The organism is Glycomyces amatae (genome assembly GCF_020991375.1).
Classification (GTDB): Bacteria; Actinomycetota; Actinomycetes; order Mycobacteriales; family Micromonosporaceae; genus Glycomyces; species Glycomyces amatae.
Genome location: NZ_JAJLQZ010000008.1, coordinates 187,910 through 209,546, shown reverse-complemented (window position 1 = coordinate 209,546; position 21,637 = coordinate 187,910). Strand labels below are relative to the sequence as shown.

Sequence of the window (21,637 nt, the reverse complement as noted above, 5' to 3'; positions counted from 1 at the left end):
TTCGCCTCTGGCGCCGAAGGGCTCCGCGGCGCTGCGGTCGCCGTTTTCTTGTTAACGCTCCCATTTCTCGCCGGAGTATCGGAGGGTCCGGGACGCGCGCGGATCGGCTGCGGGACCGGCCCCGCATACGTCCCGGACCCCCGCCTAGGCCGGGACCCCGGCGGCGGCGGGTTCCTTCGCTTCCCGCTCGCTTTTGTTGAGCCACAGGGAATCGACCGCGAACGCACCGCCTCCGGAGAAGCCGATGGCGAGTGAGACCACGGCCAGCAGCAGCACGTACTCGTAGCCGCCGTCCCGGGAGTAGAACCCGCCGTCGAGGTGCACGAAGTACATCGCGCCGAGCATGACGCCCGCCAAGGCGAGCCCCACCAGGGGTAGGAGCGCTCCCACAATAAGCGCTGCGCCGCCGATGAGCTCGGCGAAGACCGTGAAGTAGGCCGACAGCGTGGGTGCCGGGATGCCCATGCCCTCGAAGCCCTGCGCGGTCGCCTCCAGGCCGTTGACGCTGAGTTTCTGCCAGCCGTGCGCGATGAAGACGACACCGAGCATGACGCGTCCGATGAGGAGTGCGTAAGGTTGCAGTTTTGTGAGCATATGCCCTCCAAGGGAAATGCTGCCCCTGTTGGCGGGCCGACGAATCGCGTCGGGCGGCGGTCGGCGCTGACCGCCGTCTCCGGATCGGAACCCGGGGCAGGCGAGGTTGAAAGTTCAACTAACTTGGAAGCATATCAAGTAAAATAGACGATTGTAAATATGCCCGCTCGATATTATCTCGCGCCTTTCGCGGCATAAGGCCGCCGCGCGGCGAGAGGCGGCGGACCGCCGGCCCGCCGCCCCTTCCCGCAGCCTCCTACCGCTGCGCGCGCTGCCTGACGAACTGGTCGACCACCTCGAAGGGCTTGCCGATGTCGTCGCTCATGAGCTTCTGCACCAGCGTGTACTCGGTGCCGTCCTGCGTGACGATCCTGGCCTTGTAGCTCATGCCCTTGAGCTGCTCGATGTGCTTGACCTCCTCGAACGGCAGCCACAGCGCCGCCGATCCGATGAGGCCCTCGACGCCGCCGCACTCCTGCATGACCTGCTTGAGGCGCTTCTCGCCCTCGCCCTGCCCGAGGTGCAGGAACGCCAGGCCGGTGGTGGCCGCGAACAGGTGCCGCTTCTCGCCGTTCAGCTCCACCACGTCGCTCGCGGCGATGATCCGGGCGCGCTCGGCCGCGTGCGAGGCCGCCGTGGTCGCGCCGCTGGAGACGGCCAGCGCGAGGTCGACCCCCTGCTTGGCGAGGGCTTCGCGCACCGACGCGGCGTCAGTGTCCTCGTCGAACACCATCGCGCTGAGGCCGTCGACGTCGAACGGCTCCCCGTCCCGGCCGACGACCCGCATCGGCCCGTCCCAGGACAGCTCGAACCGCAGCGCGCCCGAGGCGATGGCGGCGCTCGCGATGATCGTCCGCACTCCGCCGCGCGGGAAGTTCGCGGCCTCCAGGTCGGCCCAGAGCCGCTTGCCGCGCCCCTCCTTGGCCTCGGTCAGCAGGCCGTCCAGGTTCGCCCTCTCGGGGCCGAGCACGCGCTCGACGGCCCGGTAGGCGGCGTCGGCCTGCTTGCCGTGGACGGCCGCGGCCGTCCGGTGGCACAGCTCGGACCACGGGACCCGCTCGACGTCGGGGGAGATCCACTCGGCGTCGACGCGCCGGGCGATCGCGTCGAAGTCGGCCAGGAGCCCGGTGGCGGGGGCCTCGTCGCCCGGCCGCGGCTCGCCGGGGGCCCCTTCGAGCGCGGCGACGCGGGCGGCGATCGGCGGGTGGGTGTCGAGCCGGTGGGCCTTGTCGGGCAGCGGCTCGGCCCGCAGGGCCTCGATCTCCTCGGCGCGGCCCTCGCGGAAGGCCGCGAAGCCGCCGAAGACGTCGTCGGGCACGAGTTTCTGCTGGGCGCCCAGGAGCATGTACTGCTCCTGGTACCGGCTCCAGGCCGCGGCCATGACCGGCAGCTCGCGGAAGGCCGCGCGGGTGTTCTCGCCGCCGGTGAGCCTGGCGGCGATCTGGTCGGCCTCGAACTCCTGGGCGCGGCTCACGCCCGCCTGGACGTTGAAGAACAGCGCGGCGTAGGCGCGGAACAGCCACGTCACGGGGTTGAAGCGCCGCTCGGCGAACGCGGCGAGCATGAGCCGCACGGCGACGTGGCCGCGGTAGGCCAGCGCTCCCAGTCTGGTGTGGGCCTGCGAGTAGTGGCCGAACTCGTGGCCGATGACGGCGCGGAACCGCCCGGTCGTGAAGGACGCGAGCAGCGGCAGGCCGACGATGAGGTAGCGGCGGCCGCCGACCAGGCCGAGGGCCTTGGCGTCCTCGCTGACGGCGGCGTTGAAGTCGGGGTCGACGAGGATCTCGTCGGGGCCGCGGGTGCCGGCGGCCTCGGCCGAGCGCTCGGCGAGCTCCCACAGGCCGGGGGCGTCGGCGCGGGTGAGCCGGACGCCCTGGGGCGGGGAGGGCTTGTGCCGCAGGGCGCGGTAGAGGGCGACGAGCACGGCCACGGTGATGCCGAGGCCGAAGCCGATCACCTCGACGCTGGCGCGGCTGCTGCCGAACCGCATCACGACGTAGACGGTGCCGGCCGCGACGGCGGCGACGATGAGGAGGGCGTAGACGTAGAACCCGCCGAGGAGCGCCACGGAGACCGCGGCGCGCAGGGCGTTGGGCTTTCGAGGGGCGGGGGCGGTATGGGTCATGTTCGAGGGACTCATGGGAAGGATGTTAGTGAACAGTCCTCAGTGTTTCACCGCGGCATCGCCCACCAGGCACGGAGTCTCCGGATCGTTTGCGGGCGAACGATTCTCCGGTGAGTCCGCAAACTCCCGACAGTCCTCAGTGGCGGCGGACGGCGTCCTCGACGAGTTGGAGGACGCGCGTGATCGCCAGGTCGTCCCGGCCGGTCGCCAGGTAGTGGACGAGGCCGTCGTACATCAGCTGGAGGAACCCGCCGAGCACCTCGATGTCGACGTCGGTGCGCAGCACCCCGATCTCCCGCTGGTGCTCCAGGCGCTCCCGGCTGGCCTCGGCGATCGCCTCGCGCCGCCGCCCCCACGCCTCGGCGAACTCCGGGTCGGTGCGCAGCCGCCGCGCCACCTCCAGCTGCGTGCCCAGCCAGCCGGCGATCTCGGGCTTGTCGGCCCCGGCGGTCAGGTCCTGCATGACCCCGACCAGGCCCCGCTCGGCCACCGTCGCCGCCATCTCGGCCGCGTCCACCGAGGCCACGGCCAGGAACAGGGCGTCCTTGTCCCGGAAGTGGTGGAAGATCGCCCCGCGCGAGAGCTTCGTGGCCTCCTCGAGCCGCCGCACTGTCGCGCCCTCGTAGCCGAAACGGGCGAAGCACGAGCGGGCGCCGTCGAGGATCTGCTGACGGCGCGAGTCGAGGTGTTCTTGGCTGACGCGAGGCACCCGGCAATCTTGCCACCTGGCCTTGGCCCCTGGCCATGCAGTCGCCTACCGTTGAGCGTGCGGATACGCGGCGACGACGAGGAGGCGGGGCATGAAGCTGAGCGATTTCTGGGACCGGATGGACGAGACCTTCGGCGCCGGTTACGCCCGTTCGGTGGCCGCCGACCACTCCCTCGGGCAGCTCGGGGGCCGCACCGTCGACCAGGCCCTCGCCGAGGGCGAGAACGCCAAGGCCGTGTGGATGGCCGTCTGCCGCGCCTGGCCCGAGCGGATCCCGGCGCGCCTCGTCCGCTGAGCGCCGGATCCTATATATCCTATAGGATTTTGCGCGCGGCGGACGTGAGACCGGTGTCTCCCCGGGAACCGCCCTGTTCGAACAAGGCGTTGTCCTAGGTTGTCGGTCGGGGCGGCTACCGTATTCGACATGGCTAAGCAGACAGGATCAGGATCCAGGGGAGGCGGGATGAACTCCGCTCAGGACAAGGCCAAGGCGCTCGATCTCGCGCTGGCCCAGATCGACAAGCAGTTCGGCAAGGGCTCGGTCATGCGACTGGGGGAGAAGCCGAAGCAGAACGTCAAGACCATCTCGACCGGCTCGATCGCGCTCGACGTCGCGCTCGGCGTCGGCGGCCTGCCGCAGGGCCGGATCATCGAGATCTACGGCCCGGAGTCCAGCGGTAAGACCACCATCGCGCTGCACGCGATGGCGAACGTGCAGGCCGAGGGCGGCGTGGCCGCGATGATCGACGCCGAGCACGCGCTCGACCCGGTCTACGCCGAGAAGCTCGGCGTCAACGTGGACGACCTCCTGGTCAGCCAGCCGGACACCGGCGAGCAGGCCCTGGAGATCGCCGACATGCTGGTCCGCTCCGGCGCGGTCGACCTGATCGTCATCGACTCGGTGGCCGCGCTCGTGCCGCGCGCCGAGATCGAGGGCGAGATGGGCGACTCGCACGTGGGCCTCCAGGCCCGGCTGATGAGCCAGGCGCTGCGCAAGATCACCGGCGGCCTGAACACCACCGGCACCACGATGATCTTCATCAACCAGCTGCGCGAGAAGATCGGCGTCATGTTCGGCTCGCCCGAGACCACCGCGGGCGGCAAGGCCCTGAAGTTCTACGCCTCGGTGCGCCTGGACATCCGCCGGATCGAGACGCTCAAGGACGGCGGCGAGGCCGTCGGCAACCGCACCCGCGTCAAGGTCGTCAAGAACAAGGTCGGCTCGCCGTTCCGGCAGGCCGAGTTCGACATCCTCTACGGCGTGGGCGTCTCCAAGGAGGGCTCGCTCATCGACATGGGCGTCGAGCACGGCATCGTGAAGAAGTCGGGCGCCTGGTACACCTACGAGGGCGACCAGCTCGGCCAGGGCAAGGAGAAGGCCCGGTCCAACCTCAGGGAGAACCCGGACCTGGCCCTGGAGATCGAGAAGAAGATCAAGGAGAAGCTCGGCGTCGACGCCGCCGCAGCCGACATCCCGGCCGAGGACGAGATTGAAGAGCCCCCGGTCGACTTCTAAGCCGAACGACCCCGAGGCCGCCCGGCAGTACTGCCTGCAACTGCTGTCGGGTCGGCCCAGGACCCGTTCCGAGCTCGGCGACTCGATGCGCCGCAAGGGCTTCGAGGAGTCGGTCGTGTCCGAGATCCTGGAGCGCTACGCCGAGGTCGGTCTCATCGACGACGAGGTCTTCGCCCGCGCCTGGGTCGAGTCGCGCCACCGCTCGCGCGGCCTGTCGAAGCGGTCCCTCGCCGGGGAGCTGCGCCGCAAGGGCGTCGACCCCGACTTCGTCGACGCCGCCGTCGAGGCGGTCAGCGACGAGGACGAGCGCGAGGCCGCCCTGGCGCTGGCCCGCCGCCGGTACCGCTCGCTCGCGGGCCAGGGCGACGAGGCCGTCCTGCGCAAGCTCGTGGGCATGCTCGCCCGCAAGGGCTACGGCTCCGGCGTGGCGATCCCGGTGGTCAAGCAGGTCCTCGCCGAAGCCGAGAGCGAGGCCGCCGGACTCCTCGACGAGGACGCCCACTACGAATAGCGGGGCGCCGCACAGGCCGCGCATCGAAAAGTGCGCGCGCCGCGCCCGCCCATGCGATGAATCGAAGGCCGCAGGCCGATCTCCCAGGTCGCGCCCCGGTCCGGCACCCGCCGGGACCGGGGCCTTCACCGTTCCAGGATTCGGAACGCGGCAGGTCGGTAAGGCGCCGTTAACGCGTTCGACATACCATTGCCGCGACGACGCAGCGCCGCGCCCGGTCCTCCGTCTCTCCTTACCTTTGCGAGGTATCCATGACCGAACCGAAACCCGTCGTGGTCATTGCCGACCCACTCGCGCCCGCTGCGATCGAGGTCCTCTCCGGGGACTTCGACGTCCGGGAGATCGACGGTACGAACGTGGAGTCCCTCCACGCCGCGCTGGTCGACGCCGATGCCGTGATCGTCCGCTCCGCCACCACCATCGACGCGCCCGCGCTGGAGTCCGCGCCGAAGCTCAAGGTCGTCGCCCGCGCGGGCGTGGGCCTCGACAACGTCGACCTGCCGGCCGCCACCGAGCGCGGCGTCATGGTCGTCAACGCGCCGACCTCCAACATCGTCTCGGCCGCCGAGCAGGCCATCACGCTGCTGCTCGCCAGCGCCCGCCACATCGCCCGCGCCGACGCCTCGCTGCGCGCGGGCCGCTGGGACCGCAAGAAGTTCACCGGCGTCGAGATCCAGGGCAAGACCCTCGGCGTGGTCGGCTTCGGCAAGATCGGGCAGCTCGTCACCACCCGCATGCAGGCCTTCGACATGGACGTCGTCGCCTACGACCCGTACGCCCAGCCCGCGCTCGCCGCGAAGCTCGGCGTCCGCCTCGTCGACCTCGACACGCTGCTGGCGTCCTCGGACTTCATCACGATCCACCTGCCGAAGACCCCCGAGACCGTCGGGATCATCGGCGAGGACGCCCTGCGCAAGGTCAAGCCCGGCGTGCGGATCGTCAACGCCGCCCGCGGCGGCCTGATCGACGAGGACGCGCTCGCCGCGGCCCTCCAGGACGGCCGCGTCGCCGCCGCCGGCCTCGACGTCTTCGTCAAGGAGCCGTGCACCGACTCGCCGCTGTTCGCGCTCGACAACGTCGTGGCCGCGCCCCACCTGGGCGCCTCCACCCGCGAGGCCCAGGACAACGCCGGCCTCGCCGTCGCCAAGAGCGTCAAGCTCGCGCTGTCGGGCGAGTTCGTGCCCGACGCGGCCAACGTCCAGGCGGGCGGCGTGGTCAACGAGGCCGTGCGCCCGCTCCTGCCGCTGGCCGAGCGCCTGGGCCGCACCTTCAACGCGCTGGCCGGCTCGGCCGTCCAGTCGGTCACCGTGGAGGTCCGCGGCGAGGTCATCGCGCACGACGTCACGGTGCTCCAGCTCGCCGCGTCCAAGGGCCTGTTCGTGGACGTGGCCGACTCGGTCACCTACGTGAACGCCCCGCTCGTGGCCGAGCAGCGCGGCGTCGAGGTCGGCCTGCTGACCTCGCAGGAGTCGCAGGAGTACCAGACGCTGCTGACCCTGCGCGGCGCCATGGTCGACGGCCGGGGCCTCCAGGTCTCCGGCACCATCAGCACGGGCCCGCACGGCGGCCTGCGGCTGACCGAGATCGACGGGTTCGAGCTCGACATCGACCTGGACGGCTCGCTGCTGTTCCTGCGCTACGCCGACCGCCCCGGCGTGGTCGGCCTCATCGGCGGGGCCTTGGGCGACCTGGGCATCAACATCGCCGCGATGCAGGTGGCCCGCAAGGCCGCCGGGGGCGAGGCCGTCATGGCGCTGGCCCTCGACGCTCCGGTGCCCGCCGAGGTGCTCGGCCGCGTCAAGGACGCCGTCGGCGCGACCGGCATCAAGACCGTGACCCTCCAGGACTAGGGGTGTTCGCGAACCCCATGGGAACTCGGCCGGCCCTCCGCCGGAGTGGACGTTCATCGATGCGTTCCATCTGCTGAGAGTCGTGAGTCGGAATGCGGGACGGGTGCGTTATGGTGAACGCACTCGCCCGCATTCCGCGTCTCCGGCCCAGAACGCCGTTCCGAGACCAGTCGGGCATCCAGCATCGAAAGCAGCAGAGAGGCAGCATGAGCAGGATCGCGGTCATCCCGGGCGACGGGATCGGGCAAGAGGTCATCGCCGAGGCGCAGAAGGTGCTCGCCGTGGCCCTTCCCGGCTACGAGTCGACCGAGTACGACCTCGGGGCGCGCCTGTACAACCGCACCGGCGAGGTCCTGCCCGACAGCGTGCTGTCCGAACTGGACGAGCACGACGCCGTCCTCCTCGGCGCCATCGGCGACCCCACCGTGCCCCCGGGCGTCCTCGAGCGCGGCCTGCTCCTCAAGCTCCGCTTCGAGTTCGACCAGTACGTGAACCTGCGCCCCAGCCGCCTGTACCCGGGCGGCTCCTCGCCGCTGGCCGACGTCAAGCCCGGCGACATCGACTTCGTGGTCGTCCGCGAGGGCACCGAGGGCCTCTACGCCGGCGCCGGCGGGAACCTCCACACCGGTTCCCCGGCCGAGATCGCCACCGAGGAGTCCCTGAACACCCGCTACGGCGTCGAGCGGGTCGTCCGCGACGCGTTCGAGCGCGCCCGCCGCCGCCGCGGCCACCTCACGATGGTCCACAAGACCAACGTGCTCGTGCACGCCGGCGGCCTGTGGAAGCGGGCCTTCGACGACGTCGCCGCCGAGTACCAGGACGTCACCACCGAGTACCAGCACGTCGATGCCGCGGCCATGTTCCTGGTGAACCGGCCCCACACCTTCGACGTCATCGTCACCGACAACCTCTTCGGCGACATCCTCACCGACATCGCCGCCGCGGTCACCGGCGGCATCGGCCTGGCCGCCACCGGCTCCATCAACCCCGACCACACGCACCCGTCGACGTTCGAGCCCGTGCACGGCTCGGCGCCCGACATCGCCGGTCAGGGCGTGGCCGACCCGGTCGCCGCGATCTCCTCGACCGCGCTCCTGCTCGAGCACCTGGGCCGCGCCGACGCGGCCGTCGCGGTGAACGCCGCGGTCGAGCGCGAACTCGCCGGACGCGACTCCGGCGGCCCGATCCGCACCGGCGAGGTAGGCGACCGAGTAGCCGCCGACGTCGCCGGACAACTCAGCTGACCCACCAGCAAGCAGCCTCGACGCCCGGCGGGCCCGCGCTCCAATAGAGCGCCTCGCCGGGCGTTTTTCCATGTCGTCCACGCGGTGCCCGTCCCCTGCTCGACCACCTGAACGAGCGGTAAGTTAGGCATCAGGACCAGTAACGCCGATACGACTCTGTGAATCCGAAGGACAGATCCATGACCACCGACGGTCTTCCCGACCTGCGGCGCGAGCCGCACCCGAACCCGACGCCCGCCGCCGAACGCGAGGCCATCCTCGCGAACCCGGTGTTCGGCACCGTGTTCACCGACCACATGTTCACCTTGACCTGGACCGAGGGCCGCGGCTGGCACAGCGCCACCCTCAAGCCCTACGGCCCCCTGACCCTGTCCCCGGCCGCGGCGGTCCTGCACTACGCCCAGGAGATCTTCGAGGGCCTCAAGGCCTACCGGCACGAGGACGGCGGCATCGGCCTGTTCCGCGCCGAGGCCAACGCGCACCGCCTCAACATCTCCGCCACCCGCATGGCGATGCCGCACCTGCCCGAGGAGTGGTTCCTCGCCTCCATCCGCGAGCTCCTCGCCGCCGACGGCGACTGGGTCCCCGGCCAGGACGAGGCCACGCTCTACCTGCGCCCGTACATGATCGCCTCCGAGGCGTTCCTGGGCGTGCGGCCAGCGAAGGAGTACCAGTACCTCCTCATCGCCTCCCCGGCCGCCGCGTACTTCAAGGGCGGCCCGAAGCCGCTGACGCTGTGGGTCTCCGAGGAGTACAACCGGGCCGGGCCCGGCGGCACCGGCGCGGCCAAGGCCGGCGGCAACTACGCCGCGAGCCTCCTGCCCCAGTCCGAGGCCATCGAGCACGGCTGCGACCAGGTGATCTTCCTCGACGCCGTCGAGTACAAGTACGTCGACGAGCTCGGGGGCATGAACCTGTTCTTCGTCTACGAGAACGAGCGGGTGCTCTACACCCCCGAACTGGGCACCATCCTCCCCGGCATCACCCGCGACGCGATCCTCACCCTGGCGACCGAGGCCGGCTGGGAGGTGCGCGAGACGAAGTACTCGCTCGACCGCTGGCGCGACGACGCCGAGTCGGGCCTGCTCACCGAGGCGTTCGCGTGCGGCACCGCCGCCGTCATCACCCCGGTCGGCACGGTCAAGGGCCGCGACAGCTCGTTCACCATCGGCGGCGGCGAGGCCGGCAAGTTCACGATGCAGCTGCGCCAGACCCTCCTCGACCTCCAGTACGGCCGCGCCGAGGACACCCACGGCTGGGTCACCAAGGTCGCCTGACCGGAGGCCGCGGCCGCCCGATCACGCACTCGCACAACCGAGCGCGTCGCGCAACCGCCCGAAAACCGGACGGACGGCGGTCCCCTTCCCGTACCTTTGAGACCACATGTGTCGAGACGCGGGGAGGGGACTTTGGGCGAGGTCACCATTCGGCTGAACCGGCTCGGCCTGGAGCGCGGCCGCATGTGGCAGGCGGTCCTCGCCGCCGCGGCCATCGCACTGCCCGTGGTGGTGTGGCTCGGGCTCGAACGGGCCCTGGGCGACTCGGTCCAGAACATCGGCGAGGGCGAGACGCTCTACCTCCAGTCCTACCCCGTGGCCGGGGCGAGCCTCCAGTACGAGCTGCCCGGCGCGGGCTGGACGAGCCCGGGCGTGCACTTCGCCGACCAGCGCCAGAACTTCGTCCGCGACCACCTCACCGCCTCCGTCGAGGTCGGCTCCGGGGTGGACAGCCTCGAGACCCTCCTGGAGCGCCGCGTCGCCCCGATCGTCGGCGAGCCCGGCTACACCTACAACAACCTCCGGTCCTACACCGACACCGCGACCGGCCTCTCCGGCGTCCGCGCCGACGTCCTCGGCATCGACACCGCCGGGTCGATCACCGTGGTCGGCAACGGCGAAGGCGCCGCCGCGATCCTCGTGCTCCTCGCCCCCGGGTCCGACCCGGCCGCGTCCGAGGTCGACCCGGCGCCCTACACCGCGACGTTCGAGCTGGAGGGCGAATGACGGTCCGCACCGAGCGCGTCGTGGTCGAGAGCCAGGGCGCCTTCGTCCGCCTCCGGCGGCCCGCCTACTGGCTCTTCGTCGCCTGCCTCGTCTACGGCCTGCTCGAACTCGGCGCGGTGCTCTCGCCCGACTACGCCGACATCGCGACCGCCCTGTGGGCCTCGGTGGCCATCAACGTCCTGGTGGTCATCGTCTTCCTGGTGATCCTGTCGCGCCTGGACCTGTTCGAGCGCGAACCGCCCTCCGTGCGCGCCGCCGCCATGTGCTGGGGCGGGCTCGCCGCCGTCGGGTTCGCCATGGTCGCCAACGACGCCGCCCTCGTGGTCCTCGCCGAGCTCACCGACGCCCAGTGGGCCCGCACCTGGGGCCCGGCCATCGTCGGCCCCCTCAACGAGGAATGGCTCAAGGCCCTCGGCGTGGCGATGCTCGTCCTCATCGTCCGCGAGCACTTCGACCGCTCCATCGACGGCCTCATCTACGGCGCCCTGGTCGGCCTCGGCTTCCAGGTGGTCGAGAACCTCACCTACGCGATCAACTTCGCGGTCATGAACCCCAACTCGGACCTGTCGGGGGCCCTGACGGTCACCTTCACCCGGGTCCTGGTCGCCGGCCCCTGGTCCCATCCGCTCTACACGGGCGCGGCCGGGCTCGGCATCGCGTTCTACGTGACGCAGACCCGGCGCCGCCGCAGCATCCGCCTCGGGGTCGCCGTCGGCCTGTTCGCGCTCGCCCTGGCGATGCACGCGCTGTGGAACCTGCCGGTGCCCGCGGGCCTGACCCCGGCGGTGACGATCCCGCTGACCTACGGCAAGGGCCTGATCATCCTCGGCCTGTTCTTCGTGCTGTACCACTTCGCGGCCCGCGCCGAATGGCGCTGGTTCGTCACGACCATGTCCGACGAGGACGAATCGGTGATCACCACGGCCGACCTCACCGAGATGCGGTCGCTGCGCAGCCGGCGCAAGGCCCGCAAGCGGGCCGCGGCGCGCTGGGGCAAACCGGCCTCCCAGCTGCTGCGGCAGCTCCAGCGGGAGCTGGTGAACCTGGCGACGCTCGCCGCGCGCGACCAGCGCCGCGGCCAGGACCTCCCCGACGGGCCCGACGTGCAGGCCGTCAAGCGCAACATCGCCGCCATCCGGGTCGAGCTCGCCGCGGCCACGGGCGAGACGAAGGCCGAGGCCAAAGCCGGAATGAAGGCGTGAACGCCCCTCAGCCGCCGACGGGGGCCTTCCGCGGGTCGGGCGCGTTCGACGCGGACTTCGGGGCCTGGCCGTCCCCGGGCTCGCTCGCGGACCCGCTCGGCGCCTCGCCCGGCCCTTCGCTCGTCGGCGCCTCCGACGTCGGCTCCCCGGTCGGCTCCTGCGTGGGCGGCTCGGACGTCGGCTCCCCGGTGGGCTCCCGGGTCGGCTCCTGCGTCGGGGACGGGGAGCCGGTGCCGTTCTCCTCGCCGCCCGGCCCCGAGGTCTCCTCGCCGCCGACCGGGACGAGCCCGGGAGAGCCGCCCGGCGCGTTCCCCGAGCCGCTGCCGCGGGCCTGCGTCTGCTCCGCGCTCGGCGAGACGCCGACGCCCGGATCGGCCGCCTCGCCCCCGGTGGGCGCCTCGGACGCGGACTCGGACTCGGACGCCTCGGCGTCCTGCCCGGTGGTGTCCGAGCCGAGCCCGAACCAGCCGTCGACGATCCCCGCGTCCTCGCCGTCGCCGCCGGGCCCGGTCAGCCCCGGCACCGGCTCGCGCAGCAGCGCCCCGGTCGCGAGGACGCCGCCCGCGACCGTGGCCACGGCGATCACCCCGATCCGCCGGAGCTTCCGCGACTGGCGCAGGTCGTACGAGAGCGAGCGAACCGCGCCCTTGGTCTCGCGCCCGATGGCGCCGAAGAGTCCCACGTGTCTCCACCGTCCGTTCGTGATCCTTCGCCCGGTTCAACGAGCGAGGCGACCGGTGGTAACCGTTGGGTCACCCGTGCGGGGATGAATCACACTCTTCGGGTGACGCCCTCGGCCCGGACGGGCCGGGAGCGGATAGGGTCCCGCCTCAGAAGTCGCGCTTGACGGCCTTGACCAGCAGTCCCGCGAAGACCTCCAGCGCCGCGGGCTCCACGTCCGGGCGCGACGCCTCCAGCGCCGCCTCCGCCTCGGACGCCAGCGCCTCGATGCGCGCCTCCGCGTCGGACAGCGCGCCGGTGTCCATCAGGATCGCCCGCAGCCGCGCCACCCCGTCCCCGTCCAGGTCCGGGTCGCCCAGCCCCGCGTCGAGCGCCGCCCGCTGCGCGCCGTCCGCCGCGGCCCAGGCCCTGGCGACCAGGAACGTGTGCTTGCCCTCGCGCAGGTCGTCCCCGGCGGGCTTGCCGGTCTGCGCCGGGTCGCCGAAGACCCCCAGCACGTCGTCGCGCAGCTGGAACGCCTCGCCCAGCGGCAGCCCGATCGCCGAGTAGTGCCCCCGCACGGCCCCGCCCGCGCCCGCCAGCGACGCGCCCACCAGCAGCGGCCGCTCGATGGTGTACTTCGCGGACTTGTACCGGGCCACCTTCGCGGCCGTCGCCTCCGAGACGTCCCGGCGCACCTCCGAGAGCACGTCCAGGTACTGCCCGGCGCTCACCTCGGTGCGCATCAGGTCGAAGTCGCGCCGCGCGGCCGCGACCGCGGCCACCGGCATCCCCGCCGAGCACAGCAGCTCGTCCGACCAGGCCAGGCACAGGTCCCCGAGCAGGATCGCGGCGGCCGCACCGAACTCCTCGGGCCGCCCCGACCAGCCCTGCTCGCGGTGCAGGGCCGCGAAGCGCCGGTGCACCGACGGCGCCCCGCGCCGCGTGTCCGAGCCGTCGATGAGGTCGTCGTGCATGAGCGCCGAGGCCTGGAGCAGCTCCAGCGACGACACGCACGCCACCAGCTCCGGCGAGTCCCCGAGCCCCGCGCCCCGCGCGCCCCAGTACGCGAACGCCGGACGCAGCCGCTTCCCGCCCTTCAGCACGAAGTCGCGCACCGCATCGGCGTACGAACCGAGCCACGGGTCGATGTCGCAGATGACGGCGGCCTGCCGGTCGAGGAAGGCGGTCAGGGCTGCGCCGATGCGCTCGTTGAGCTCCACGGTCCGAACCCTAGGCTCCCCCGCGCCGATCCCAACTATTGGGTGGTGACGAGTGCAGGTCAGGACACGTGTGTCAGAACCGTTACCGTTGTGGACATGACACTCGGAGTGCCCAGCGTGATGCCGGTCAAGGCCGCCAAGATCGGCGACCTGCTCCGCTCGGGCACGCCCAAGTTCTCCTTCGAGCTCTTCCCGCCCCGGGACGAGAAGGCCGAAGGCGTCCTGTGGCGCACCATCCGCAACCTGGAGCAGCTCGGCCCCGACTTCGTCTCCGTCACCTACGGCGCGGGCGGCCTCACCAGGGAGAAGACGGTCGAGACCACCGAGCTCATCAACGCCGAGACCACCATGCTCACCATGGCCCACTGCACGGCCGTCGACCACACCGTCGGCGAGCTTCGCAACCTGATCGGCCACTTCGCCAACGTCGGCGTCCGCAACATCCTCGCCCTCCGCGGCGACCCGCCCGGCGACCCGCGCGCCGAGTGGGTCGAGCACCCCGGCGGGCTGCGCCACGCCTACGAGCTGGTCGAGCTCATCAAGTCCTCCGGCGACTTCAGCGTCGGCGTCGCCGCCTTCCCCGAAGGCCACCCGCGCGACGTCGACTGGGAGACCGGCGTGCGCCACTTCGTCGCGAAGTGCCGCGCGGGGGCCGACTTCGCCATCACCCAGATCTTCTTCGGCGTCGAGGACTACCTGCGCCTGCGCGACGCCGTCGCCGCCGCCGGGTGCGACGTCCCGATCGTCCCGGGCATCATGCCCGTCACCAACATCAGGCAGATCGAGCGGTTCGCGATCCTCACCGGCATGGACTTCCCCGAGCCCCTGGCCGAGCGCCTGCGCGCGGCCGGGGACGACCGGGACGCCATCCGGGACATCGGCGTCGAGGTCGCGACCGCCATGGGCGAGCGGCTCCTCGCCGAGGGCGCCCCGGGGCTGCACTTCACCACCCTGAACCACTCCCGCTCGACCCGGCGGGTCTGGCAGAACCTGCGCGGAGCGTAGCGCCGCGACCCGATCGGGGGACGACGGCGACCGGACGGACACGTAGAGTCCTCTGGTATGTCCGATGCTGCGACTGCACGTTCGATGCCATCTGCTACAACAAGGTCCATGCGCTCCCGTGTGCCCGCCGACTCCCTCGTGGGGCGGGTCATCCTCTCCACCCGGTTCCAGCCCGGCGCGGTCGTCGGCGTCGGTCTCACCGCCGCCCTCCTCGTCCCCGTCGGCGTCCTGCTCGGCGGTCCGTTCATCCTGGCCGCCCTCCCGCTCATCGCCCTCACGGCCCTCGCCGACGCCTCCTACGCCCTCCTCGCCACCCGCTCGACCAGCCTCTCGCGGCGCGTCCTGGTCCTGGAGCCGCTCGCCGCCCGCTTCTCCGAGGCCTCCTGGCTCATCGCCCTCTGGTTCCTCGGCGCGCCCGGCTGGGCCGTCGCGGTGACCGGCGCGCTGTGCTGGATGTACGTGCAGACCCGCTCGCGGGCCCGCGAGGTCGGCCTGCGCGACCTCGGCATGACGACCCTGGGGGAGCGGTCGGTGCGCGAGTTCGTGGTCGCGCTCGGCTTCGGCGCGGCCGGCGTGATCGCCGTGGCCGGCGGCGAAGGCGGCGCGGGCGGGCAGTGGATCGGCGGCGCGGTCACCATCACCGTGACCGCCTGGATGCTCCTCGCCGCGCTCGGCCTGCTCCAGCTGGTCATCGTCGTCTCGGCGGCGCTGCGCAACGACTGACGCGGTCTTCGCCCGCGCGGGAATGATCCGGCGGGGCCCCGTGTTATGCCGTCCATGCGCTACGAAGACATCACCGACGACCAGATCGCCGCCTTCATCGACTCCACCTCCCGAGAACCGCAGGTCCCCGAGGAGACCCAGCGGCTGCGCGACGCCGAGGAGATGCTCGCGCACAAGGACCCGCACGCGGCCCTGAAGTTCCTGGAGCCGCTGCTGCGCGACCACCCCGAGCACCCGGACGTGATGCTCACGGCCGCGCGCGCCTACTTCAAGTCGGCGCAGCTGAACAAGGCGCTGGCGCTCTCGGAGAAGATGGTCGAGGCCAACCCGGCGGACTTCTACGCCCGCCTGCTCCTCGGCCGCACCCTCCAGCGCCTCGGCCGGGCCGACGAGGCCCGCGGCCACCTGCGCCTGATCGACGAGGTCACCGAGTAGCCGCCCTCGCGGGCGGCGAAGCGCGGCCGCCCGCGAGCGGCCGTGTTCTCGAACACTCGATGTGAACCGCGTGAATTCCCCGAGCCGCGGGCCGAAAGGCCCGCGGCTCGTTCGCGTTGCCGCGCAATGACTCTCCTGTCAGATCAGCGACAATCCGTAGTCGAATGCTGATTTTTCGCAATGTTGGGGGTTGGAAATGTCGGACCCCTGTGGTTCCATATTTCTCGAACGCAAGTTCGAACAGGTTTAGGAGGCCCTCATGGCAGCTTCTCGACCCGGAGCCACCCGATCCGCTTCGTCAGTCACCGCTCGAGGCGCGAACCCGCCTCGACTCGTGCAGGCCGGGACCGTCTCGAACTCCCGTCTGCGCATCCCCGCCGACCAGCTCCCCAACCGCTCGCCGCTCCAACTGCTCGCGACCGCCCGCGCCGACCTCGACGACGCGGCCGAGCGCGTGCGCCCGGGCGAGCGCTACGCCGAGGCCCACATGGCGGCCCTGCGCGTGGCCGTCGCGGTGCTCTCCGTCCGCGCCGGAGACGCCACCGGCAGGCGCCGCCCCGGCCGCCCGTCGAGCACCTGGGAGCTGCTGCGCAACGTCGCGCCCGAGCTGGAGGAGTGGGCCTCCCACTTCGCCCGCACCGCCCGCAAGCGGGTCCTCGCCCAAGCCGGCATCCCCGACATCGTCACGGCCGAGGAGGCCGACGCGATCGTCGCCGACGCCCGCCGGTTCCTCGGCGTGGTGGTGCGCCTGCTCGGCTTCAGTGCGCTTGCGCACTGAAGGGTGAGGGCAGCAGTGCGCTCGCGCACTGAAGAGTGAGCACAGGAGTGCGCTCGCGCACTGAAGAGTGAACGCAGTAGCGCACTCGAGCGCCGAACCATGCGTGCAGTGGCGCGATGGCGCGCTGAAGAACGAGTGCGGTAGTGCGATGACGCGCTGAGGAACGAGCACGGCAATGCGAGGATCGCGTCGGCCTCCGCCGCCCCCGGCCGCGTGACACCGGTGACCCCGGCCCGGCGCGGCGGCATGGCTGCTCCCGCGCGATGCGGGCGGTTATACGATTGCTGCTGGCGCCCGCCGTTCGCGAGAATGGGTTCCAGCAGCCGCAATGACCGACCGTTTCCTCCGAGGAGTATTGAACCCGTGTATCGGACACACCTCGCCGGCACGCTGAGTGCCGCTGACGTCGACCAGCAAGTCACCCTCGCCGGATGGGTGGCCCGACGACGCGATCACGGCGGGGTGGAGTTCGTCGATCTGCGAGACGCCTCGGGCGTCGTCCAAGTCGTCTTCCGCGACTCGGAGGCCGCCAAGGCCGCCCACGAACTGCGGGGCGAGTACTGCGTCTCGGTCACCGGCACCGTCACCCGCCGTCCCGAGGGCAACGAGAACCCCGAGCTGCCGACCGGCCGGATCGAGGTCAACGCGACCGGCCTCGACGTCCTCTCCGAGGCCGCCCCGCTGCCGTTCCAGATCGACGACCACGTGGACGTCTCCGAGGACATCCGCCTGCGCCACCGCTACCTCGACCTGCGCCGCACCGGCCCGAACCAGGCGATCCGCCTGCGCTCCAAGGCCAACCACATCGCCCGCAACCTCCTGGTCGAGGACGGCTACGTCGAGATCGAGACCCCGACGCTGACCCGCTCCACCCCCGAGGGCGCCCGCGACTTCCTGGTCCCCGTCCGCCTCCAGCCCGGCACCTGGTACGCCCTGCCGCAGTCGCCGCAGCTGTTCAAGCAGCTGCTCATGGTCGGCGGCTTCGAGAAGTACTTCCAGATCGCCCGCTGCTACCGCGACGAGGACTTCCGCGCCGACCGCCAGCCCGAGTTCACCCAGCTCGACATCGAGGCCTCCTTCGTCGACCAAGACGACGTCATCGACCTGGGCGAGCGCATCGTCCAGGCCCTGTGGTCCGAGCTCGCCGACTACCAGGTCCCGCTGCCGATCCAGCGCCTCACCTGGCACGACGCCATGGACCGCTACGGCTCGGACAAGCCCGACCTGCGCTTCGGCCAGGAGCTCGTCGAGCTCACCGACTACCTGCGCGGCACCGAGTTCCGCGTCTTCGCCGGCGCGATCGAGGCCGGCGGCTACGTCGGCGCGGTCGTCATGCCCGGCGGCGCCTCCCAGACCCGCAAGGAACTCGACGGCTGGCAGGACTGGGCCAAGGCGCGCGGCGCCAAGGGCCTGGCGTACATCACCTTCAACGCCGAGACCGGCGAGCCCAAGGGCCCGGTCGCCAAGAACCTGTCCGAGGAGCACCTGGCCGGCCTCGCCGACGCCGTGGGCGCCAAGGCCGGGGACGCAGTCTTCTTCGCCGCCGGCGCCGACCGCCGCGAGGCCCAGGAGCTGCTCGGCGCCGCCCGCCTCGAGGTCGGCCGCCGCACCGGCCTCATCGACCCCGACGCCTGGGCGTTCTGCTGGGTCGTCGACGCCCCCATGTTCGAGCCCACCGACGAGGGCGGCTGGACCGCGATCCACCACCCGTTCACCTCGCCGAACCCCGAATGGGTCGACAAGTTCGAGACCGACCCGGCGAACGCGCTCACCTACGCGTACGACATCGTCTGCAACGGCAACGAGCTCGGCGGCGGCTCCATCCGCATCCACGACGCCAAGGTCCAGAGCCGCGTCTTCGACGTGCTCGGCCTGACCCACGAGGACGCCCAGGAGAAGTTCGGCTTCCTCCTCGACGGCCTCAAGTACGGCGCCCCGCCGCACGGCGGCATCGCCCTCGGCTGGGACCGCGTCACCGCGATCCTCGCCAAGGCCGACTCGATCCGCGACGTCATCGCGTTCCCCAAGTCCGGCGGCGGCGTCGACCCGCTGACCTCGGCTCCGACCCCGATCACGCCCGAGCAGCGCGAGGAGGCCGGCATCGACTTCACGCCCGAGCCCGAAGCGGGTACCGACGCCGTTGTCGATTAGCCCTACGATGTCGTAGTGGGCGGCCCGAGCCTGCGGCTCGGGCCGTCTCCCATTTCGATGTGCCAGGTTGCCCCTCAACACATTCCATTTGGCGGGAGTCCGTGGGCGGTGGCCGTGGGCCTTTAGTGCCTGATATATGTAACATCCGGCCGACGCAGGAGTAAGAGGAGCGGGTTCGACGTGCAGAGCGGGACCTTGGTGGCGGGTCGCTATCAATTGGACGAGCGACTGGCCGCGGGCGGCATGGGCGAGGTCTGGAAGGGCACCGACACCCGACTGCAACGCGAAGTAGCCGTAAAGATACTCCACGCGGGGCTCTCGAGCAACGACAAGTTCCGCGCCCGCTTCCAACTCGAGGCCCGCGCCGTCGCCGCGCTCCAGTCCCCGGGCATCGTCGGCCTCTACGACTACGGCGAGGAGACCGGCGACGAGGGTCTGATCTCCTACCTGGTCATGGAACTCGTGCGGGGCCGCTCCCTCGCCGACATCCTCCGCGACCGCGGCCCGCTCCCGCCGGCCGAGGTCATGCAGATCGTCGCGACCGCCGCCGACGCCCTCGAGACCGCCCACCGCGGCGGCATCATCCACCGCGACGTCAAGCCCGCGAACCTCCTCGTGGACGAGGAGACCGGCGCGACCAAGATCGTCGACTTCGGCATCTCCGCGGCCCGGGGCGCCTCGGGCCTCACCGAGACCGGCACGGTCATGGGGACCCTCGCCTACGCGTCCCCCGAGCAGCTCAACGGCGCCGAGCTGACCGGCGCGAGCGACCTGTACTCGCTCGGCATCGTCGCCTACGAGGCGCTGATGGGCCGGCCGCCGTTCGTCTCCGACACGCCCGTCGCGGTCATGAACGGCCACATGACCCAGGCCCCGCCGCCGCTCTCCCGCGAGATCCCCGCCGGCATCGCCCAGGTCGTCCTCCAATCGCTCCAGAAGGACCCGCGCGCCCGCTACGCCTCCGCCGCCGAGATGGCCCGCTCCGCGCGCGAGGGCCGCGTCGTCACCGGCAGCATCCAGACCGGGGCCTCGACCCCGCCGGACGGCCAGCAGACCCAGTACTTCGGCTCGGACGGGACCGCCCTGCTCGCCGGCGCCGCAGTGGGCGGCAACACCGCCGAGCAGCCCACCGGCCAGATGGCCCAAGAAGAGAAGAAGAGCGCCATCACGCCGTGGCTCATCACCGCGGCCGTGACCGCCGCGGTGGTCATCATCGGCCTGCTGCTGTGGTGGAACGTGTTCCGCGACCGGGACCCGGGCAACTTCCAGGAGAACGAGACGACCTCCAGCGAGGCGGAGACCTCGGAGGCGGAGCCCACCACCGAAGAGGCGCCTACCACCGAAGACGACGAGGACGACAAGGACTGGGACCGCACCACGGACGAGGAGACCTCCGAGACGCCCAGCGAGACGCCCTCGGAGACCGATTCACCGTCCCCGACTGATGACGTCACTGAAACGGAGTCCGAGTCGCCGAGTGAAGTCCCCACGACCACGTCCGAACCTGAGGACCCTCCCACCACCGAGGCCGGTGGGGGCGTAGAGGATTAAGCGCACCGTTGCGGCCCGCGGATTCGATCCGCGGGCCGCAACCGCGTTCCTAACCCCCGATCGGCCGGTACCGGATCACCTCGTCCGCGCCGTTCCCGTTCGAGGTCGTGACCCACAGCCAGCCGTCCGGGCCCAGCTCCACGGTGCGGATGCGGCCGAGTTCCGAGACCAGTTCGGCCACAGGCTCACCGGTCACCTCGCCGCCGCTCACCGGGACCGTCCACAGGCGCTGGCCGCGCAGCGCTCCGATGTAGATCGTGTCGCCCGCGACCTCGGCCCCCGAGGGCGACGCCTCGGCGGTCGACCAGGTGGCCAGGGGGTCGACGAACTCCGGCTCCCCGCCGGTGCCCTCGACCTCGGGCCAGCCGTAGTTTCCGCCCGGCTCGGCGTGGTTGAGCTCGTCCCAGGTGTTCTGGCCGAGCTCGGAGAAGTACATCTCGCCGTCCGGGCCCCAGGTCAGGCCCTGCACGTTCCGGTTGCCCCAGGTGTAGACCAGGGAGTCCTCGAAGGGGTTGTCGTCGGGGACCGACCCGTCCGGGTTCGCCCGCAGGATCTTCCCGCCGAGGCTGTCGAGGTCCTGCGAGTTGGCGCTGTCGTTCGCGTCGCCGGTCGAGATGTACAGCTTGTCGTCCGGGCCGAAGGCCAGGCGCCCGCCGTTGTGGTTGAGCGCCGAGGGGATCCCGGTGACCACCGGCTCGGGTTCGAAGCTGTCGAGCGTGAAGCGGACGACCCGGTTGTCCTCCTCGGTCGAGAGGTACGCGTAGATCCAGCCGTCGCTTGCGAACGTCGGCGAGACGGCCAGGCCCAGCAGGCCGCGCTCGTCGAACTGGTTCGTGCCGCCGACGACCTCGAGGTTCCCGAGCACGACCGGCTCGGCGTCGTAGCCGATGCGCAGGACGTCGCCCGAGTTGCGCTCGGCGACGAGCGCCGAGACGCCGTCGGGCAGGAAGGTGAGGCCCCACGGGATCGTGAGTCCCGTGGCGACCGTGTCGCCGGTGCGGAAGTCGAACGTGGGGTCCGCGGCGGGTTCGGCGGGCGGGTCCTCCTCGGCCCACGCCGTGGCGGTCCCCGCCGCGAGTACCAGTCCGGCGATCGCCGCGCCGATGGCAGGCAGTCTGCGTCGCATGGCTGCTCCTTGTCTCTCATGGTGCCGGGTAATGAAAGCGAAGAAATCATGATATAGATGGATTTCAATTAATTACAACCTTAGCGGCGATTCCGCCCGGCGGCGACGAGAACCGGGCGCGAACGGCCGCAATCGACCCGGTAACAATCCGGACATGCGACGGTCTCGGGCCCTTCGGTCCTGGAAGACGTCGCCTATGCTCGGGACCAGGAACTCGGCAACCCCATGAAC

At 71.3% G+C, this 21,637-nt stretch carries 20 protein-coding genes; 14 read left to right on the top strand and 6 right to left on the bottom strand.

Annotated features, from left to right (window positions below; all coding sequences use genetic code 11):
• Window positions 1–144: 144 nt before the first annotated feature.
• The 3 genes from LO763_RS15005 to LO763_RS14995 form a co-directional block, all read right to left on the bottom strand.
• Window positions 145–594 (bottom strand): DoxX family protein, encoded by a 450-nt coding sequence (locus LO763_RS15005; RefSeq protein ID WP_230603464.1) that lies wholly within the window; start codon window positions 592–594, stop codon window positions 145–147.
• 256 nt (window positions 595–850) lie between these two features.
• Window positions 851–2,734, bottom strand: a complete 1,884-nt coding sequence (locus tag LO763_RS15000; protein ID WP_230603462.1) for a M48 family metallopeptidase — start codon at window positions 2,732–2,734, stop codon at window positions 851–853.
• A 121-nt stretch (window positions 2,735–2,855) separates the two neighbouring features.
• On the bottom strand, window positions 2,856–3,428 hold the full coding sequence (locus LO763_RS14995) for a TetR/AcrR family transcriptional regulator (protein WP_230603460.1): 573 nt from the start codon (window positions 3,426–3,428) through the stop codon (window positions 2,856–2,858).
• A 91-nt stretch (window positions 3,429–3,519) separates the two neighbouring features.
• On the opposite strand from LO763_RS14995, the gene LO763_RS14990 reads away from it, so the two are divergent.
• From LO763_RS14990 to LO763_RS14955, 8 genes are all read left to right on the top strand, one after another.
• Window positions 3,520–3,723 carry a DUF3046 domain-containing protein gene (locus LO763_RS14990; RefSeq protein ID WP_230603458.1) on the top strand — a complete coding sequence of 68 codons (204 nt, stop codon included), beginning with the start codon at window positions 3,520–3,522 and terminating at the stop codon, window positions 3,721–3,723.
• Window positions 3,724–3,891: 168 nt separating this feature from the next.
• On the top strand, window positions 3,892–4,944 hold the full coding sequence (gene recA, locus LO763_RS14985) for a recombinase RecA (RefSeq protein WP_230603456.1): 1,053 nt from the start codon (window positions 3,892–3,894) through the stop codon (window positions 4,942–4,944).
• The gene (locus tag LO763_RS14980) at window positions 4,919–5,455 is read left to right on the top strand and encodes a regulatory protein RecX (RefSeq protein WP_230603454.1); all 537 of its coding nucleotides are present in this window, start codon (window positions 4,919–4,921) and stop codon (window positions 5,453–5,455) included. The genes recA and LO763_RS14980 overlap by 26 nt, the downstream gene beginning before the upstream one ends.
• 251 nt (window positions 5,456–5,706) lie before the next feature.
• A complete protein-coding gene (gene serA / locus LO763_RS14975; RefSeq protein WP_230603452.1) occupies window positions 5,707–7,305 on the top strand; it encodes a phosphoglycerate dehydrogenase in 1,599 nt (532 codons plus the stop codon).
• Between the two features lie 206 nt (window positions 7,306–7,511).
• On the top strand, window positions 7,512–8,549 hold the full coding sequence (locus tag LO763_RS14970) for a 3-isopropylmalate dehydrogenase (protein ID WP_230603450.1): 1,038 nt from the start codon (window positions 7,512–7,514) through the stop codon (window positions 8,547–8,549).
• A 179-nt stretch (window positions 8,550–8,728) separates the two neighbouring features.
• Window positions 8,729–9,826 (top strand): branched-chain amino acid aminotransferase, encoded by a 1,098-nt coding sequence (locus tag LO763_RS14965; protein ID WP_230603448.1) that lies wholly within the window; start codon window positions 8,729–8,731, stop codon window positions 9,824–9,826.
• A gap of 132 nt (window positions 9,827–9,958) precedes the next feature.
• The gene (locus LO763_RS14960; RefSeq protein ID WP_230603446.1) at window positions 9,959–10,552 is read left to right on the top strand and encodes a hypothetical protein; all 594 of its coding nucleotides are present in this window, start codon (window positions 9,959–9,961) and stop codon (window positions 10,550–10,552) included.
• Window positions 10,549–11,754 (top strand): PrsW family intramembrane metalloprotease, encoded by a 1,206-nt coding sequence (locus LO763_RS14955; protein WP_230603444.1) that lies wholly within the window; start codon window positions 10,549–10,551, stop codon window positions 11,752–11,754. Before LO763_RS14960 ends, LO763_RS14955 begins: the two co-directional genes overlap by 4 nt.
• Before the next feature lie 7 nt (window positions 11,755–11,761).
• Here the strand turns inward: LO763_RS14955 and LO763_RS14950 are convergent, their stop codons facing one another.
• Together LO763_RS14950 and LO763_RS14945 are read right to left on the bottom strand one after the other, a co-directional pair.
• Window positions 11,762–12,436 (bottom strand): hypothetical protein, encoded by a 675-nt coding sequence (locus LO763_RS14950; protein ID WP_230603442.1) that lies wholly within the window; start codon window positions 12,434–12,436, stop codon window positions 11,762–11,764.
• A gap of 148 nt (window positions 12,437–12,584) precedes the next feature.
• Window positions 12,585–13,637, bottom strand: coding sequence for a polyprenyl synthetase family protein (locus tag LO763_RS14945; RefSeq protein WP_230603440.1), 1,053 nt, complete (start codon window positions 13,635–13,637; stop codon window positions 12,585–12,587).
• Between the two features lie 96 nt (window positions 13,638–13,733).
• Between LO763_RS14945 and metF the strand changes: the two genes are divergently transcribed.
• The 6 genes from metF (at window position 13,734) to LO763_RS14915 (ending at window position 20,280) form a co-directional block, all read left to right on the top strand.
• Entirely contained in the window at window positions 13,734–14,642 is a 909-nt protein-coding gene (gene metF / locus LO763_RS14940; RefSeq protein ID WP_230603438.1) for a methylenetetrahydrofolate reductase [NAD(P)H], read from the top strand.
• 108 nt (window positions 14,643–14,750) lie between these two features.
• The gene (locus tag LO763_RS14935; RefSeq protein ID WP_230603436.1) at window positions 14,751–15,365 is read left to right on the top strand and encodes a hypothetical protein; all 615 of its coding nucleotides are present in this window, start codon (window positions 14,751–14,753) and stop codon (window positions 15,363–15,365) included.
• A 54-nt stretch (window positions 15,366–15,419) separates the two neighbouring features.
• Entirely contained in the window at window positions 15,420–15,800 is a 381-nt protein-coding gene (locus LO763_RS14930; RefSeq protein ID WP_230603434.1) for a tetratricopeptide repeat protein, read from the top strand.
• 334 nt (window positions 15,801–16,134) lie between these two features.
• A complete protein-coding gene (locus LO763_RS14925) occupies window positions 16,135–16,578 on the top strand; it encodes an SAV_6107 family HEPN domain-containing protein (protein ID WP_230603432.1) in 444 nt (147 codons plus the stop codon).
• Between the two features lie 363 nt (window positions 16,579–16,941).
• A complete protein-coding gene (aspS, locus tag LO763_RS14920) occupies window positions 16,942–18,729 on the top strand; it encodes an aspartate--tRNA ligase (RefSeq protein WP_230603431.1) in 1,788 nt (595 codons plus the stop codon).
• Window positions 18,730–18,945: 216 nt separating this feature from the next.
• Entirely contained in the window at window positions 18,946–20,280 is a 1,335-nt protein-coding gene (locus LO763_RS14915; RefSeq protein ID WP_230603429.1) for a serine/threonine-protein kinase, read from the top strand.
• Between the two features lie 49 nt (window positions 20,281–20,329).
• Here the strand turns inward: LO763_RS14915 and LO763_RS14910 are convergent, their stop codons facing one another.
• A complete protein-coding gene (locus LO763_RS14910; RefSeq protein WP_230603427.1) occupies window positions 20,330–21,406 on the bottom strand; it encodes a PQQ-dependent sugar dehydrogenase in 1,077 nt (358 codons plus the stop codon).
• Window positions 21,407–21,637 lie beyond the last annotated feature (231 nt).